General features: G+C 72.3%; 13 protein-coding genes. 10 read left to right on the forward strand and 3 right to left on the reverse strand.

Annotated features, from left to right (window positions below; all coding sequences use genetic code 11):
* The first annotated feature begins 8 nt into the window (after positions 1-8).
* Together ACJJVL_RS11500 and ACJJVL_RS11505 are read left to right on the forward strand one after the other, a co-directional pair.
* Complete coding sequence (locus ACJJVL_RS11500; protein ID WP_405218799.1) at positions 9-1,193, forward strand: carbohydrate ABC transporter permease; 1,185 nt, start codon at positions 9-11, stop codon at positions 1,191-1,193.
* Positions 1,190-2,020 carry a carbohydrate ABC transporter permease gene (locus ACJJVL_RS11505; RefSeq protein WP_405218800.1) on the forward strand — a complete coding sequence of 277 codons (831 nt, stop codon included), beginning with the start codon at positions 1,190-1,192 and terminating at the stop codon, positions 2,018-2,020. Before ACJJVL_RS11500 ends, ACJJVL_RS11505 begins: the two co-directional genes overlap by 4 nt.
* Here ACJJVL_RS11505 and ACJJVL_RS11510 read toward each other — a convergent pair.
* The 3 genes from ACJJVL_RS11510 to ACJJVL_RS11520 all read right to left on the reverse strand — a co-directional run bounded on the left by ACJJVL_RS11510 (position 2,017) and on the right by ACJJVL_RS11520 (position 7,072).
* Positions 2,017-4,032 carry a glycogen debranching N-terminal domain-containing protein gene (locus tag ACJJVL_RS11510; RefSeq protein ID WP_405218801.1) on the reverse strand — a complete coding sequence of 672 codons (2,016 nt, stop codon included), beginning with the start codon at positions 4,030-4,032 and terminating at the stop codon, positions 2,017-2,019. The two genes, ACJJVL_RS11505 and ACJJVL_RS11510, sit on opposite strands and share 4 nt — an antisense overlap.
* A 132-nt stretch (positions 4,033-4,164) precedes the next feature.
* Positions 4,165-5,559, reverse strand: a complete 1,395-nt coding sequence (locus ACJJVL_RS11515) for an MFS transporter (RefSeq protein ID WP_405218802.1) — start codon at positions 5,557-5,559, stop codon at positions 4,165-4,167.
* A gap of 106 nt (positions 5,560-5,665) precedes the next feature.
* A complete protein-coding gene (locus ACJJVL_RS11520) occupies positions 5,666-7,072 on the reverse strand; it encodes a glutamyl-tRNA reductase (protein WP_405218803.1) in 1,407 nt (468 codons plus the stop codon).
* Positions 7,073-7,169: 97 nt separating this feature from the next.
* Here ACJJVL_RS11520 and hemE point away from each other — a divergent pair, with 97 nt between their 5' ends.
* The 8 genes from hemE (at position 7,170) to ACJJVL_RS11560 (ending at position 15,603) form a co-directional block, all read left to right on the forward strand.
* Positions 7,170-8,282, forward strand: coding sequence for a uroporphyrinogen decarboxylase (hemE, locus tag ACJJVL_RS11525; RefSeq protein ID WP_405218804.1), 1,113 nt, complete (start codon positions 7,170-7,172; stop codon positions 8,280-8,282).
* Positions 8,279-10,081, forward strand: a complete 1,803-nt coding sequence (hemG, locus tag ACJJVL_RS11530; RefSeq protein ID WP_405218805.1) for a protoporphyrinogen oxidase — start codon at positions 8,279-8,281, stop codon at positions 10,079-10,081. The genes hemE and hemG overlap by 4 nt, the downstream gene beginning before the upstream one ends.
* Positions 10,078-10,770: a hydrogen peroxide-dependent heme synthase gene (gene hemQ / locus ACJJVL_RS11535; RefSeq protein ID WP_405218806.1), complete on the forward strand. Its 693-nt coding sequence runs from the start codon at positions 10,078-10,080 to the stop codon at positions 10,768-10,770. Before hemG ends, hemQ begins: the two co-directional genes overlap by 4 nt.
* A 194-nt stretch (positions 10,771-10,964) precedes the next feature.
* Entirely contained in the window at positions 10,965-12,143 is a 1,179-nt protein-coding gene (locus tag ACJJVL_RS11540) for a ferrochelatase (RefSeq protein ID WP_405218829.1), read from the forward strand.
* Positions 12,140-13,078, forward strand: a complete 939-nt coding sequence (hemC, locus tag ACJJVL_RS11545; RefSeq protein ID WP_405218807.1) for a hydroxymethylbilane synthase — start codon at positions 12,140-12,142, stop codon at positions 13,076-13,078. Before ACJJVL_RS11540 ends, hemC begins: the two co-directional genes overlap by 4 nt.
* Positions 13,079-13,253: 175 nt before the next feature.
* On the forward strand, positions 13,254-14,057 hold the full coding sequence (locus ACJJVL_RS11550; protein ID WP_405218808.1) for a uroporphyrinogen-III synthase: 804 nt from the start codon (positions 13,254-13,256) through the stop codon (positions 14,055-14,057).
* Positions 14,058-14,203: 146 nt separating this feature from the next.
* On the forward strand, positions 14,204-15,217 hold the full coding sequence (locus ACJJVL_RS11555) for a serine hydrolase domain-containing protein (protein ID WP_405218809.1): 1,014 nt from the start codon (positions 14,204-14,206) through the stop codon (positions 15,215-15,217).
* Positions 15,214-15,603 carry a hypothetical protein gene (locus tag ACJJVL_RS11560; RefSeq protein ID WP_405218810.1) on the forward strand — a complete coding sequence of 130 codons (390 nt, stop codon included), beginning with the start codon at positions 15,214-15,216 and terminating at the stop codon, positions 15,601-15,603. The genes ACJJVL_RS11555 and ACJJVL_RS11560 overlap by 4 nt, the downstream gene beginning before the upstream one ends.
* The last annotated feature ends 28 nt before the right edge of the window (positions 15,604-15,631 follow it).

Below are 15,631 nucleotides of genomic sequence, written 5' to 3' on the forward strand. Positions count from 1 at the left end.
GGCACGTCATGACGACCGCGTCCGCTCCGGCGCCGCTCACGCGGCGCCGGAGCGCGCCCCGGGCGCCGCTGCGGCGGCGCACGACCCGAGGCAGTGAGTCGGCCGCCGGCTGGCTCTTCACGCTGCCGGCGCTCATCATCATCGGCGTCTTCCTGATCGCGCCGATCGCGCTCGCGCTCTGGGTGTCGTTCACCGACTGGAACGGCCGCAACTCACCGCTGTTCAACGACAGCGTCGACGTGGTCGGTCTCGACAACTATGCCTCGATCACCACCGACGACTCGCTGACCCGCGAGCTGTTCGGCCGCACCATCCGCAACACCGTCTTCTTCGTGGCGTTCGTGGTGCCGCTGCAGACGGCGCTCGCGCTGTTCCTCGCGGTGCAGGTGAATCGGCGCATGCTGCAGGCCAAGGGCTTCTTCCGCACCGCGTTCTACTTCCCGTCCGTCACCTCGTCCATCGCCATCACGGGTGTGTTCCTCTTCCTGTTCGGCGCGACGGGCGTCGTCAACCGCATCCTCGCGATGCTGAGCATCGACGGCCCCAACTGGTTCGCCGACCCCAGCGGCATCTTCCACAGGCTGCTTGCGCTCGTGGGCGTCAGCGGGCCGCCTCCCGGCTGGGACGAGCCCGGGTTCTTGGGCGTGAGCGCCTGGGAGTGGGCTGCCGGCCCCTCGGTCGCGATGAGCGTGCTCATCACGCTGGTGATCTTCACCACCTCCGGCACCTTCATGCTGCTGTTCCTCGCCGGTCTGCAGACCATCGGCGCCGAGGTCGGCGAGGCTGCCGTGATGGACGGCGCGGGTCCGATCCGCACGTTCTTCTCGGTGACCCTGCCGATGCTCAAGCCGACGCTGTTCACCGTCCTGACCCTCGGGCTGATCGGCACCTGGCAGGTGTTCGACCAGATCTACCTGACGCGTGGGACGCCGGCGGCGCCGACGCTGTCCAGCCCCGCCTACATGGCCTTCGAGCAGGCGTTCACGAACAACGAGCCGGGCATCGCAGCCGCCATCGCATTCGTGCTGTTCCTCATCATCATCGCCATGACCCTCATCCAGCGATGGGTGCTTGCCGACCGCGACCAGCCCCGTGGCGAGCGTCGCCGCCGTCGCCGCGCCATCGCCGGCGGCTCGGCGGCCGCGGCGACCGCGCACGTGCGGGCAGCGCCGACCGGACGGGGGGCACCATGAAAGAGCGCGTCACCGGTGGACTGATCACCGGCTACGTCATCCTCACCGTCCTGGCGCTCGTCTACATCTACCCCTTCATCATCGCGATCAGCGGGTCGTTCAAGACCGACGCCGAGGCGAACGCCGACCCCATGGCGCTCATCCCCGAGACGTTCACCTTCGCCGCCTACGAGCGGCTCTTCCAGGGCGACCTGCCGCTGTGGGCGGCCAACTCGGCGTTCATCACGATCGTCGTGACCGTCTTCAGGGTGTTCTTCGACTCGCTCGCCGGCTACGCGCTGTCTCGCTTGCGCTTCAAGGGCCGCAGCGCCATCTTCGCGCTGTTCATCGCGGTGCTCGCGGTGCCGTCGGTGGTGCTGATGATCCCGCGCTTCCTGGTGCTGAAGGAGATGGGGCTGTACGACACCTATGGCGGCATGATCATCCCGCTGCTGTCGACCGCCGCCGGCATCTTCATCATGAAGCAGTTCTTCGACTCGATCCCGGCGTCGATCGAGGAGGCGGCGCGGATCGACGGCGCGGGCGTCTTCCGCATCTTCTGGTCGGTGACGCTGCCGATGGCCACGCCGGCGCTGATCACGCTCACGATCCTGTCGTTCCAGGGCTCGTGGAACGAGTTCGCGCACTTCGTCGTCGCGAGTCAGAGCCCAGAGCTGCGCACCCTCACCACCGGTGTGGGCTCGCTCGTCTCCGGCCAGCTGGGCTCCGGCACGCAGTTCCCGCTCAAGCTGGCTGCCGCGGTGCTCATGACGATCCCGGTCGCGATCGTGTTCCTCATCTTCCAGCGACGCATCATGTCGACGACGGAGGGCGGCGAGAAGGGCTAATCGAGAGCGCTCGGCGCCGACGGCACGAGGTGCAGGTGCGCGCGCGACCTGCTCGGCGCAGGCGGCGTGGAGCGCATCGGAGCGTCGACCGAACGGTGTGCTACCAGGCCGACGACCGCCGCGACCCGGTCGTGCGGCCGCGTGCTGGCGGAGCCCTCGAGCAGGGCCGTGCGGACGGGGATCACAGCGGCGGATGCCCAGGCGTGCGGCGAGCACGCGGCCGGGTGCGGTATCGGCACCGGGGTGTCCTCCATGCCGTAGCCCGCGTAGACCTCCGGCATCCGGCCGTCGAAGGTGCCAGCGGCTCGCTCGAGCTGCTCGGCGAGGTTCCGTGCCTCGTCGCCGAATCCGGATCGCAGCAGCCCTTCGATCGCGATGGCGGTGTCGTGCGGCCAGATCGCGCCGCAGTAGTGGGCGAGCGGCCAGTAGCGGTCTGCATCCGTGGCCATGGTGCGCAGTCCGAAGCCGGAGGAGAGCCGATCGTCGAGCAGCAGTCGCGCGACGGTCTCCTCCTCGCCGCGATCGAGCAGGGTCGTGCCGATGAGCTGGCCGATGTCGCTCACGAGCGTCTCGAACGGCCGGCCTCGAGCGTCGAGGGCCATGGCAGGGAATCGGATGCCCTCGTGCTGCACCCAGAACTGTGCGCGGAACCGCTCGCGCAGCCGCCTGGCCCAGAGACGCATCGGTTCGCCATCGTCACCGAGCGCGTCGAGCAGCCGTGCCGCGCCGACCGCAGCACGGCACGCGAGACCCTGCACCTGCGCGGTCGCGACGCCGACCTCGTCCGTGCTGCAGCGCATGCCGGCGGCATCATCCGTCCAGTGCTTGCCAGCGACACCCATGCCGCGCTCATCGGTGCAGGCCAGGAAGCCGTCGCCCGTCGCCGCTCGCATCCAGGCGAGCGCCGCATGCAGCGCGGTGCGCAGCTCCCGCACGGTCTCGAGCGGCATCCCCGCCTCCCAGGCATCGTGCAGCAGCACGATCCAGAGTGGGGTCGCATCGGTCGACCCCGCGTAGACGGGCGGTGCTTCGACGCCCGGTCGGAGGGCATCCGTCACGCCCTGCTGCATCGAGTGCAGGATGCGCCCGGGCTGCTCACCCGTGACCGGGTCCAGCTGCACACCCTGACGCGCTGCGAGCGTGCGCAGCGTGCCCTCGGCGAGCCCGGTGCTGATCGGCAGCAGCAGCCTGGACGCGATCAGCGCGTCGCGCGCGACCAGCGTCATGTGCCAGGGCGCTCCCGCGGCGGGGAACGCGCCGTGGCCGGCGTCGAGCGAGAGGTTGTCGAGATCGGCCACGGCGCGCTTCATCCAGCGGTCCAGCGCCGGGCGGCCAGAGCGGGGCAGCTCGTCAGCGAGCGGCGGGCCGTCCGTGCCGTGCAGCACGAGGCTCGAGTCGATGAGCTCCAGCTCGAGCGTGATGCCGAACCAGTCGTCGTGCGCGACGTGCACCTCCTGCGCCACGACGATGCGGTTGCCGTCGATGCGCAGGTGCCCGCCGCGGCTGCGAGCTCGGAGGGTGCGGGTGCCGTCGGTGACGAGCACTTCGTCGCCCTCCATCTCGAGTGAGATCGGGACCGGTGCCGGGCTGCCGGCTCGCACGGAGGCGACGGGGGTGAACGCGACCTCGCACGAGAGCTCGATCACCGCGTCGATCGCTTCGCCCCCGCCGTTGACGAGCGTCACGCGCTCCGTGACGGCACCGCCGGCGACCTCGCGCATCCGCTCGATCGTGACGCGGGAACGGGGGCGCCCGGTCTCGGGGTCGAGCGGAACCGCGCGGAAGATGAACCAGTCGGGATCCTCGGAGGTCGAGATCGGCGCGACCGGAAGCCGATCGATCAGCAGCTCGAGGCCTGTGACATAGCGCCAATCCCCGTGGAAGACGCCGTGGGCGCCGCCGGTCATCGTGCCGTCCTGCGCCGACCAGACCTGCGTCGGCGCCGCAAGCGCGACGAGCTCCCGGTGGAGGAGCGGCACGTGCACTCCACTGCCGACGGGCTCTGCGCGCATGGGCCCTCCGATCGTTGGACGAGGCTGATTCCACGCTAACCACGGCCCCTCGACGGGCGCCGAAGGGCGACTCAGGCTTGGCCTTCGACTTCCTCAGTCGTCGGTGCGCAGCCCGAGGAGATCCTCGGTCGCCTAGGGCGTGGGCGTGCGCGCGTCGTAGGCGAGGAAGGTGCGCTGCGCCCGCGTGAGCACGGCGATCAGCACGATGATGACGATGCCCCCGAAGAGCTGCGGCGCCCAGAGCGCGACGAGCGTCGCGGTGGCACCGGCGTAGAGATCGCCGACGCGAGGGCCGCCCGCGACGACCACCATGAACAGGCCCTGCGTGCGACCGCGCATGTCGTCCGGTGCCGCGGTGAGCATCATCGTGGAGCGGAAGATGGCGCTGATCTCGTCGCTCGCGCCCATGCCGGCGAGTGCCACGGCGGCGACGGCCAGGGCGACCCACGAGACGTTCGGCCACTCCGGGCCGACCGGCCCGCCCCACCCCAGCGTCGTCGCCAGGATCACGGCACCGAGCAGCGCGACGCAGCCGCCGTAGATCTGGATCGACCTGGCGATCGCGATGCCGTGCCGGTGCACGTGCGCGACGGGTCCGGAGAAGACGCTCGCGAGCAGGGTGCCGACGGCCGCCGCCGCGGTCAGCACACCGACGGTCACGGGCCCGCCGCCGATCGCGAACGCCGCGACCGCCGGCAGCAGCGCGAACGGTCGACCGAAGGTCATGGCGACGATGTCGACCAGGAACGACATGCGGATGTTCGGGGCCTGGCGCAGGAAGCGCGCACCGTCGCGCAGCGACTGCAGCCCCGGGCGGACCACCACGCCCAGCGGTGGCAGCTTCGGCAGTCCGACGACGCCGAGGAAGCCGGCGCTGAACAGCACCGCGTCGATCGCGAAGGTGTACGGCAGGCCGACCGCCGCCACCAGCACGCCGGCCGAGGCGGGACCGACCGTGAGCATGATGCCCATCGCGATGCCGTTGAGCGCGGCGGCGCGAGAGATGAGGTGCTCCGGCAGCAGGCGGGGCGTGACGGCACTGCGCGTGGCGCCCGAGATGGTGGCCGCGACGGTGTTGATCGTGGTCAGCACGTAGAAGGGCCACACGAGCGCGCGCTCGCCGTCGGCGATCAGGGCGGCATCCCATGCCGAGAGCGCCACGAGCCCCAGCACGGCGGTCCAGCCCGTGAGGCTGGAGATCATGAGCACGAGACGCCGGTCGAAGGCATCCGCGAGCATCCCGCCCCACAGGCCCGCGACCACCATCGGCACGAGCGCGACGCCGCCGACCAGCGCGACCATCATGGTGCTCTGGGTCATGTCGAAGATCTGCAGGCCGACGGCCACGATCGTCATCTGTGCGCCGATGCCGCTGATGGCGTTGCCGATCCACAGCCGCGCGAACGCCGGGGATGCCTTGAGCGGTGTCAGGTCGACGAAGCGGCGTCGCCTGCCGGGCTCGTCGGGCCCGACCAGCGGCGTCGGCGGCAGGATCGCGTGATCACCGGTCGGCGTGCTCTCTGTCACGAGCCCGACGTCCCGGGGCCAGACTTCCCGGGGCCCGAGACGGGCCCCGGCGCTGGGGTCGCGGTCGAGGCCCGAAAGGGCCTCGACCCAAAGCTGCACCGCGCAGTCACGCGATGCGATCGATGCCGTACAGGGCGTCGATCGCGGAGAGGAAGTCGTCGTGACGTCCTTCTGCCGCGAGCTCGCGCGCTCGCACGGTGGGCCGGTGCAGCAGCACGCCCGCGAAGTGGCGCAGTGCCTGCTCGGCGGCCCGGCGCTCCGCCTCGCTGCCGCGCTTGGCGACGCGGTCGAGCTCGGCCTCCATGGCGTCCTCGACGTGCTGCCGGAGCGCCGCGATCGCGGGCCCGACCTGGTGCTCCGCCGTGCCGCGCTCGAAGCGACGCGCCGCCTTGCGCACCAGGTCGCGCGCGTGATCGGTCGCGGTGAGGTGCTCGAGCGGCGCGTGCAGGCGGATCGTCTCGAGGTCGAGCAGCTCGACGCCGTGCACCCCGGCGACATCCGGGTCGACGTTGCGCGGCAGGCCCATGTCGATCACGAGCTGCGCCGCGCGACCGTGCTCGACCGGGCAGTGCGCCCCCGGCTCGAGCGTGCCCGCATCGATGGGGCAATCGGTCGCCGTCCCGGCCGTGGGTTGCGGCGCGGCGGCGTGCGGCCTGCCCTCGGAGACGGGGCAGCCGGATCCGCTCCGGATCTCGGATCCGGGGAATGCGTGCGTTGCGGCGAGCTGCGCGCGGCCGGCCGTCAGCAGCGCGGCATCGACCACGAAGCGGTCGGAGCTCGTGCACGTGACGATCACGTCTGCGCTCGCCGCTGCCAGTGCAGCCTCGCGCCCGTCGACGTGGCCGATGGCGTGGCTCCTCGCGAACCCGTCGCCGCGCTCGGAGGGGCTCCACACCTCGATGTGCGTGGCGCCGCGGCGGCGCAGCTCGGCGAGCGAGACGCCCGCGAAGCGCCCGGTGCCGACGAGCAGCACGCGAGTGTCGGTGAAGTCCACGCGAGCACTGGCCAGATCGAGCGCGAGGCGCACGATCGAGCGTCCGGCCTCGCTGATGCCGGTGCGGTTCTTGATGCCGCGCTGCGTCTCCGAGGCGCGCTGGAACAGCCGTTCGAGGTGGGGGCTGGTGGTGCCGGCCCGCTGCGCGGAGGCGAGCGCGCGGCGCACCTGCCCGGCGATCTCGCCCTCACCGACCACGACCGACTCCAGGCCGGCAGCCACCGAGAAGAGGTGCTCGGCCGCCTGTGACTGCGCGAGCGGCTCGAGGGCCTCGGGCTGGTGGGAGCCGAGTGCCGCCGCGGCCGCCGATCGCGCGATCGCGGCCGCTTCCGTCGCATCGACGTCCGCGTGCACGTCGAGGTAGACCTCGAAGCGGTTGCAGGTCGAGACGACCACCGCGCCATCGACATCCGGATGCGCAGCGAAGGCGGTGGGGAGCTGTGCTGCATCGGCGGTCGACAGAGCCTCGAGGGCAGTGAAGTCGGCGTTCTTATGGCTCGCCGTGAGGCAGATCAGCACTGACCCATCCTACCGGCTGCGCAATGCATAGCCGATTGCTGGCGGCAGGATGCGCTCGGCGCTGAGCGAACACGCGGAAGGTGGGAGAATGGCATCGATGTCGACGCTCCGTGAAGACCACCCGCTCAACACCCGCACCGGTGCATCGCGCCTGGTGCGGGCATACCGCGGCGATCGCCCCGACGTCACCCCTGTCTGGTTCATGCGACAGGCCGGCCGCTCGCTGCCCGAGTATCGCGAGCTGCGAGCCCGCACCGACGGCCCCGCGCGCGACATGATCGACACGTGCCTGGTGCCGGAGCTGGCCAGCGAGATCACGCTGCAGCCCGTGCGCCGCCACGGCGTCGACGCCGCCATCTTCTTCAGCGACATCATGGTGCCGCTCCGGCTTGCCGGGGTCGACGTGCGCATCGAGCCCGGTGTCGGTCCCGTGGTGGCAGAGCCCATCCGCACACCAGAGGACGTCGATCGGCTGGTCGCCAACGACCCCGCGGGGCTCGACGCGACGCTCGATCCGGTGCGCGAGGGCGTGCGGCAGACGGTCGCGGGACTCGCCGAGATGGGCGACGGCACGACGCCGCTCATCGGGTTCGCCGGTGCTCCCTTCACCCTTGCCGCCTATCTCGTGGCAGGCCGCCCGTCGAAGGATCACCTCGAGGCGCGCACGCTCATGCGCTCCTATCCCGAGGCCTGGGATCGCCTTGCCCGCTGGGCGGCCGATGTCACCGGTCGGTTCCTGCGGGCGCAGGTCGAGGAGGGGGCGAGTGCCGCGCAGCTGTTCGACTCCTGGGCCGGATCCCTGCCGCTCGACCAGTACCACGAGCACGCCGCGCCGGCGTCGCGACTGGCGCTCGACGCCGTGCGCGACCTCACCGACGCGAGCGGCACCCGGGTGCCCCTCGTGCACTTCGGCGTCGGCGCCGGCGAGCTCTATGGCGCGATGGATCTCGATGTCGACACGGTGGGCGTCGACTGGCGCGTGCCGCTCGACGTCGCGCTCGAGCGCATCGGCAGCGACGTCACCGTGCAGGGCAACCTCGATCCCGCGGTGCTGGGCGCGCCGTGGGAGATCATCGAGGCGGCGATCGACCATGTGCTGATGGCCGGCTCCGTCGCCCGCGCGCACGTGTTCAACCTGGGTCACGGCGTGCCGCCGTCGGCCGACCCGATCGTGCTGACGCGCATCGTGCAGGCGGTGCACGCGCGGTGACGGGATCGCAGACGGATGCGCAGACGAGCGAAGAGCCCGCACGCGTCGACACGATCGTCGTCGGCGCCGGCATTGCGGGCCTCACGATCGCGCACGATCTCGCGGCCCGCGGCTACCGCGTGCTCGTGCTCGAGGCCGCGGATCGCGTCGGCGGCACGGTCGCGAGGCTCGAGCTGCCCGACGCTGACCTCGTCCTCGACGCCGGTGCCGAGTCGTTCGCGGTGCGCGGCGGCGCGGTCGCCGAGCTCGCCGACGAGCTGGGGCTCGGAGCAGAGATCGTCGACCCGAACCCGGCCGGCGCCTGGCTGCAGCTGACCGACAGGGCCGTGCCCATGCCGAAGCGCACGCTGCTCGGCATCCCCTCGACGCCGCTCGCGCAGGACGTCATCGATGCGCTCGGCTGGGGCGGTGCCCTGCGTGCGTATCTCGACCGGCTCATGCCGGTGCTGCGCATCGGCACCGACGACGCGCTCGGTCCGCTCGTGCGACGCCGCATGGGCCAGAAGGTGCTCGACCGGCTCGTGGCCCCGCTCGCGGGCGGCGTCTACTCGGCCGATCCGGAGCGGCTCGACGTCGCCGTCGTCGCGCCGGGCCTGAACGGCGGCATCACGCGCGCGGGCTCGCTCTCCGGCGGTGTCGCGTTCGTGCTCGAGGAGCGCGCGCAGGCGGCAGGCGGCGCGGACACCAAGCCCGGCAGCGCCGTGCAGGGCATCCGCGGGGGCGTCCATCAGCTCTCCGAGCGGCTCGCGGCCCGTGCTCGTGAGCACCGCGCAGACATCCGCACCGGCGTGCGCGTGCTGCGCGTGAGCGAGACCGACGCCGGCTGGTCGGTCGCGACGGATGCTGGTACCCACGAGTCGTCGTCGCTGGTCGTCGCGCTCCCCGAGCACGAGGCGCGCCAGCTGCTCCTGCCGCTCGCCGCCCCGCCGGTCGACGAGCTCCCGCCGGTCGAGGAGCTCCCGTCGGTCGAGGAGCGTGCGGCGCAGCCGCGCGCGTCGGCCTCGTCGGTCGAGGAGCGTGCGGCGCAGGAGCACGCTTCAGCCCCGTCGGTCGAGGAGCGTGCGGCGCAGCCGCGCGCGTCACGAGACCGATCCGCCCCGCCGCTCGAGCAGCTCGCGTCCGGAGACCACGACGTCACCGTCGAGCTCGTCACCCTCGTCTTCCCGCCCGGCGCCATCCAGGGTGACCCGCGCGGCACCGGCGTCCTCGTCGCCGGAGACAACGAGAAGGTGCGGGCGAAGGCCATGACCCACTCGACCGCGAAGTGGGCGTGGCTGCGCGACGCCGCCGGCGGCCGGGAGATCGTGCGCCTCTCGTACGGCTCCGGCGCGGCGGCCCCGGCGACCGAGGGGCTCGACGACGACGCGGCTGCTGCGCTCGCGCTCGCCGACGCGCAGGCCATCTTCGGCACGTCGCTACCGCAGCCGGTCGCGAGCGCCCGCGTGCGCTGGCGGCGCGGCCAGCCCTCCAGCATCGTCGGCGCGCGCGCCCGCCAGCAGGAGCTCCGCGATGTCGCGGCTGCGCGCGCGAACCTGTTCGTGATCGGCGGCGCGGTCGCCGGCACGGGCCTCGCGCAGGTCGTACCCGATGCGCGGCGGACCGCGCTCGAGATCCGCCGCGAGCAGTTCGCAGTGCACGGCTCGCCCTGGACGGACGACATCCTCCCCGAGGAGCACGACGAGCACGGCGGGCACGGCGAATCCGGCGGGCACGAGGTCGAGACCGACGAGACATCCGAGACCGGATCGCAGGACGCATCCGCGATTCCCGACACCCCAGCACCACGAGGAGAGGCATGAGCGAGCAGCAGGATTCCCAGACCGAGATCGGCGACGGCTACACGGTCTGGGCCGTGTTCCAGGGCGGTGCTGGCTCTGCCGGGGAGGGCACGGCGCTCGCGACCGTGCTCGCCGAGCTGGCAGCCGAGGGCGTCGTGACGCGCGGCATCTACGACGTCTCCGGCATGCGTGCCGACGCCGACCTGCTGGTCTGGATGCATGGCGCGAAGGGCGCCGCGACGGCCCCTGAGGCGCTGCAGTCGGCGGTGCGCCGCGTGCGCCGTTCGCGCGAGCTCGCCGGCGCCGTGCAGGTGTGGGGCGCGATGGGCGTGCACCGCGACGCCGAGTTCAACAAACGGCACGTGCCCGGCTTCCTGCGCGATGTCGAGCCGAAGCGATGGGTGACGGTCTACCCCTTCAACCGCTCCTACGAGTGGTACCTGCTGCCCGCCGAGGAGCGCAGCCGCATGCTCGCCGAGCACGGCAGGGCGGGTGCTGCCTTCCCGGGCGTGGTCGCCAACACGGTCGCGGCGTTCGCGCTGGGCGACTACGAGTGGATCCTGCCGATCGAGGCCGACGAGCTGACCGACCTGGTCGACATGATGCGCGAGCTGCGCGCCGTCGACGCCCGTCTCCACGTGCGCGAGGAGATCCCCTTCTACACCGGGCGTCGCATCGACGTCGACGAGATCGAGGAGGTGCTCGCGTGAGCGAGACCATCGACAGGAACCAGACCGCTCCCGAGCAGGGCGGCGGATGCTGCGGCGGCGGCTGCTGCGGGGGCGCATCGGCGCAGCCCGAGCAGGCCCGGGCCGCGCAGCAGCAGACCCAGCAGCAGCAGGCGCAGGCGCAGGCCGAGGCAGCGGGAGAGCGCCGAGAGACCAAGCCGCAGGGCGCGACCACCGTGCACCTCGAGCCCGGCGCGGCCGTGCCGAGCGCGACGCCCGCCGCGCAGTCCGGCCCGGAGCACGTCGAGCAGCCGGTGGCCTACGACGGCATCCTGCTGTCCGGCTTCGGCGGCCCGGAGGGGCAGGATGACGTGATCCCGTTCCTGCGCAACGTCACGCGCGGCCGCGGCATCCCGGACGAGCGCCTGGAAGAGGTCTCGACCCACTACCGCCACTTCGGCGGCGTCAGCCCCATCAATCAGCAGAACCGCGATCTGAAGGCCGCATTCGAGGCTGCGCTCGCTGCGGCCGGTGTCGACCTGCCCGTCTACTGGGGCAACCGCAACTGGGCGCCCTACCTCGACGAGGCGCTCCAGCAGGCATCCGATGCTGGCGCCTCCAGGCTGCTCGCCATCCCCACCTCCGCCTACTCCTCCTACTCGTCGTGCCGTCAGTACCGCGAGGACTGGGCGGATGCGCTCGAGGCCACCGGGCTGCAGACGACGATGCAGATCGACAAGGTGCGGCAGTTCTTCAACCACCCGGGATTCCTCGCCCCCTTCATCGACGGCGTGCGCGCATCCGTCGCCGAGGCCCGCGAGGCCGGGTTCGGCGATGCCGACATCGAGGTGCTCTTCGCGACCCACAGCATCCCGACCGCCGACGCGGAGCGCTCCGGCGCCCCCGACCTGCACGAGTGGGGGCCGGGCGGTGGCTACGAGGGCCAGCACCTTGCCGCGGCGGAGCACGTCATGGCCGAGGCCGCGCCGGGTCTCGCGTGGCAGCTCGTCTACCAGTCGCGGTCCGGGCCGCCGTCGCAGCCGTGGCTGGAGCCCGACATCAACGATGCGATCGAGGCGCTCGGCACGGATGGCGCACCCGAGCGCAAGGCCGTCGTTATCGTGCCGCTCGGCTTCGTGAGCGATCACATGGAGGTCATGTGGGATCTCGATGAGGAAGCCATCGAGACCGCCACCGAGCGCGGCCTGTGGGTGCGGCGCGCGCCGACGCCGGGCGTCGACCCGCAGTACGTCGGGGCCCTCGTCGACCTCGTGCAGGAGCGGCTGGAGGGCCGCCCCGCCGCCGAGCGGAAGGCCGTGACGTCGATCCACCCCTGGTACGACGTCTGCCGGCCGGGGTGCTGCGAGAACCCGCGGCTGGGCTTCCGGCCCGCGATCGCCGGGCTGCAGCCGTGAGCGCGCCGATCGCCGCTGCCGGCGCCCCCGCCCTCGCCCTGGCGCAGACCCGTGCGCTCGCGGCGCGGTTCAGCGTCGAGGTCGAGATCGTGGAGATCACCACGCAGGGCGACACCGATCGGTCGTCGCTGCAGCAGATCGGCGGCACCGGTGTGTTCGTGTCGGCCCTGCGCGATGCGCTGCTCGACGGTCGCGTCGATGTGGCGGTGCACTCGATGAAGGATCTGCCGACGGCGGATGCGCCCGGCATCGAGCTCGCGGCGGTCGCGAAGCGGGAGGATTCCCGCGACGCGCTGTGCGCGCGCGACGGGCTGTCCTTCGCCGAGCTGCCGGATGGCGCCAAGGTGGGCACGGGTTCGCCGCGCCGTGCGGCGCAGCTGCGCGTCGCCCGCCCCGACCTCGAGGTCGTTGACATCCGCGGCAATGTGCCGACGAGGCTCGCCCGGGCGCAGGGCGATGCGGAGACGGGCGAGGGCGCCGACCTGGACGCCGTCGTGCTCGCTCTCGCAGGGCTCAAGCGACTCGGCCTCGAGGGTGCGGCGACCGACATCCTCGACCTGGTCGACTTCCCGACCGCGCCCGCACAGGGAGCGCTCGCAGTCGAGATCCGCATGGATGACGCCGCCGCGCGCTCCGCCGTCGCGAAGACCGACCACGCCTCGACGCGCGCCGCAGTCGCCGCCGAGCGCCGTGTGCTCTCCGGGCTGGAGGCCGGATGCGCTGCACCGCTGGCCGCGCACGCAGAGGTCGCCGACGGGATGCTGTTCCTGACCGCGATCGCGTACGCGCCCGACGGGTCGAGGAAGCTCGCGGCGTCGCACGCCTACACGCTCGACTCGACCAAGCCAGCGGAGCTGCAGGCGGCAGCCGTCGACGTCGGCGACCGGGCGGTCGCAGACCTCATGGAGGCGGGCGCGGCCGAGCTCATCCGCTGATGCGCCCCGCGGCCGCCCGCCCGCAGCCGCCAGGCGGCCGCAGGAGTGCGGCGACGCCGCAGCGCGCGTCGGCTCTACCTGGGTGTGCGCATCTCAGCGCCACGCGGGGGAGCCGACGCGCGGCATCCGCCGTCGGTGGTTGGATGCGGGGCACGCGATCCATCGGAGGAAACCCATGCGCGTCCTGATCCCCCGCGGCGGCAGCTGGGGCGACGATGTCGCCCAGCGCGTCACTGACGCCGGCTTCGAACCGCTGATCCTGCCGCTCGTGCAGATCGAGCCGGCGGACGACCAGCAGCAGCTGCAGCTCATGCTCGGGCACCTGGCCGACGGCCGCTTCGACTGGCTGATCGTCACGAGCCAGTCGACCGTCCGAGTGCTGCCGCGCGTGCCGGCGAGCGTCTCGGTTGCCGCGGTCGGCTCGGTCACCGCGGCCGCGCTGCGCGAGCGCGGCGTGCCGGTGGCGTTCATCCCGACGAAGCAGTCCGCTGCGGGCCTCGTCGACGAGTGGCCGATCCGCGAGGGTCGCGTGCTCTGGCCGCATGCGCTGGATGCGAAGCCGACGATCGCGTCGGGGCTGCGGCAGCACGGCATGCAGGTGTCGGAGGTCGTCGCGTACAAGACGGTGCCCGCGTTCTCGTCGGGGGAGGAGCTCGTCGCTGCGGTGACCGACGTCATCCCGGTGCTCGACGCCGAGGGGCTGCGGCAGCAGCAGGAGCTGCAGGCGGCCAGCGCCGACGCCGCCGACGGCGTGCTCACGGCAGTCGAACCGGCCGAGACGCCGATCGATGCGGTCCTCATCACCTCCGGCTCGGTCGCGAAGCAGGTGGCGCGGCTGGGGCTGCCGGCCGACACCCGCATCATCGCGATGGGTGAGCAGACGGCGGAGGATTGCCGGCGCGTGGGGCTGCGAGTCGCCGCCATCGCGCGCCAGCCGAGCGCTGCGGGCCTCGTCGAGGCGCTCGAGGCGGCCGCCTGATCCCGCGCGATGTCGGCCTGACGGCCGCCCGGCACCAGGGCTGGCTGGGCGGCCATCATCGTGCCTCGGACGGCATGGTGACCGAGGGCGCTCGGGCGTAGCATCAGGGCGACCGGCAGCGAGGCAGCGCGGTCCGGGAGGTCAGGATGCGCGTCGACACGGCGATCCTCGACGAGGCGGTGGCAGAGCAGCCGTTCTCGGGCGTCATCGCGATCGATGTCGGCGACGAGCGGACGCTCGAGCGGGCCGAGGGCTTCCTGCATCGGGGTCTCGGCGTGCCCATGCGCGCCGACGCACGGATCGCGATTGCGAGCGGCGGCAAGGCGTTCACCGCGCTCGCGGTCATGCGACTGATCGAGCAGGGTTCGATGCGGCTCGACCAGCGCGTGCGCGAGCTGCTGCGCGACGACCTGCCGCTCATCGACGACGCTGTCACGGTGGAGCAGCTGCTCGATCACACCTCCGGCATCGGTGACTACCTCGATGAGGCAGCCGAATGGGAGGTCGACGACTTCGTGCTGCCGCTGCCGGTGCATGCGCTCACGACCGCCGAGGCGTTCCTGCCGATGCTCGACGGCTTCGCGCAGGCGTTCGCGCCGGGTCAGCGCTTCGCCTACTGCAACGGGTCGTACGTGGTGCTCGCCGTGCTCCTCGAGAGGGTGACCGGCGAGTCCTACCACCGGGCGGTGCGCCGCCTCGTCCTCGATCCTGCCGGTCTCGATCGCACGGGCTTTCTGCCGCTGAACGCGCTGCCGTCGGATGCGGCGCCCGGCTACCTGCACGACACGGGTGACCTCGTCAACACGCTGCACCTCCCGGTGCTCGGCAACGGCGACGGGGGCGTGTTCACGACCGCCGACGACCTGCATCGCTGCTGGAGCGCGCTGCTCGACGGCCGTATCGTCTCGAGCGCGTCGCTGCGTGCCATGATGCAGCCGCGCCACGACGTGCCCGACGAGCAGCTGCGTGCCGGGATGGGGCTCTTCCTGCACGCGTCCCTCCCCGTGCTCGTGCTCGAGGGCTACGACGCGGGCGCCTCGTTCTGCTCCTGGCACATCCCGGCGTCGCGCACCACGGTGAGCGTGCTGGGCAACAGCTCTGAGGGAGGCTGGCCCGTCATGCGCGTGCTGCGTGCAGCGATCGAGGCGGCGCTCGCATGAGCCCCGAGCACCGCCGGACTCCGCTGAACGATGCGCACCTCCTCGGCCCAGATCGCGCGCCGACGCCGTTCACCGCGGACGAGATCCGAGCAGGATGCCGCGACGGCCACCGACTGCTCGTGCGCGAGGACGACTCCGGCGAGACGAGCTTCCATGTCGCGCGCTTCGACGACGGCGATGCCGAGGGCTGCACCTCCACGAGCGTGGCGACGGACTCGGCGGGGAACCCGACGGGGGCTCCGCAGCGCGCACGGACGACCTGGCGCGAGCTCCAGGCACACGCCGCCTTCCCGGCCGACGCGACCTCGATCGCCCGCGAGCGCATCCGGCGTGCTGCCAGCGTCCGCTCGCACCGTCCGACCGCACCGCGCGGTGCGCGCGGGTAGTCAACGCATCGGCACGGGCAGTCAATCG

The organism is Agrococcus sp. Ld7 (genome assembly GCF_045064095.1).
Classification (GTDB): Bacteria; Actinomycetota; Actinomycetes; order Actinomycetales; family Microbacteriaceae; genus Agrococcus.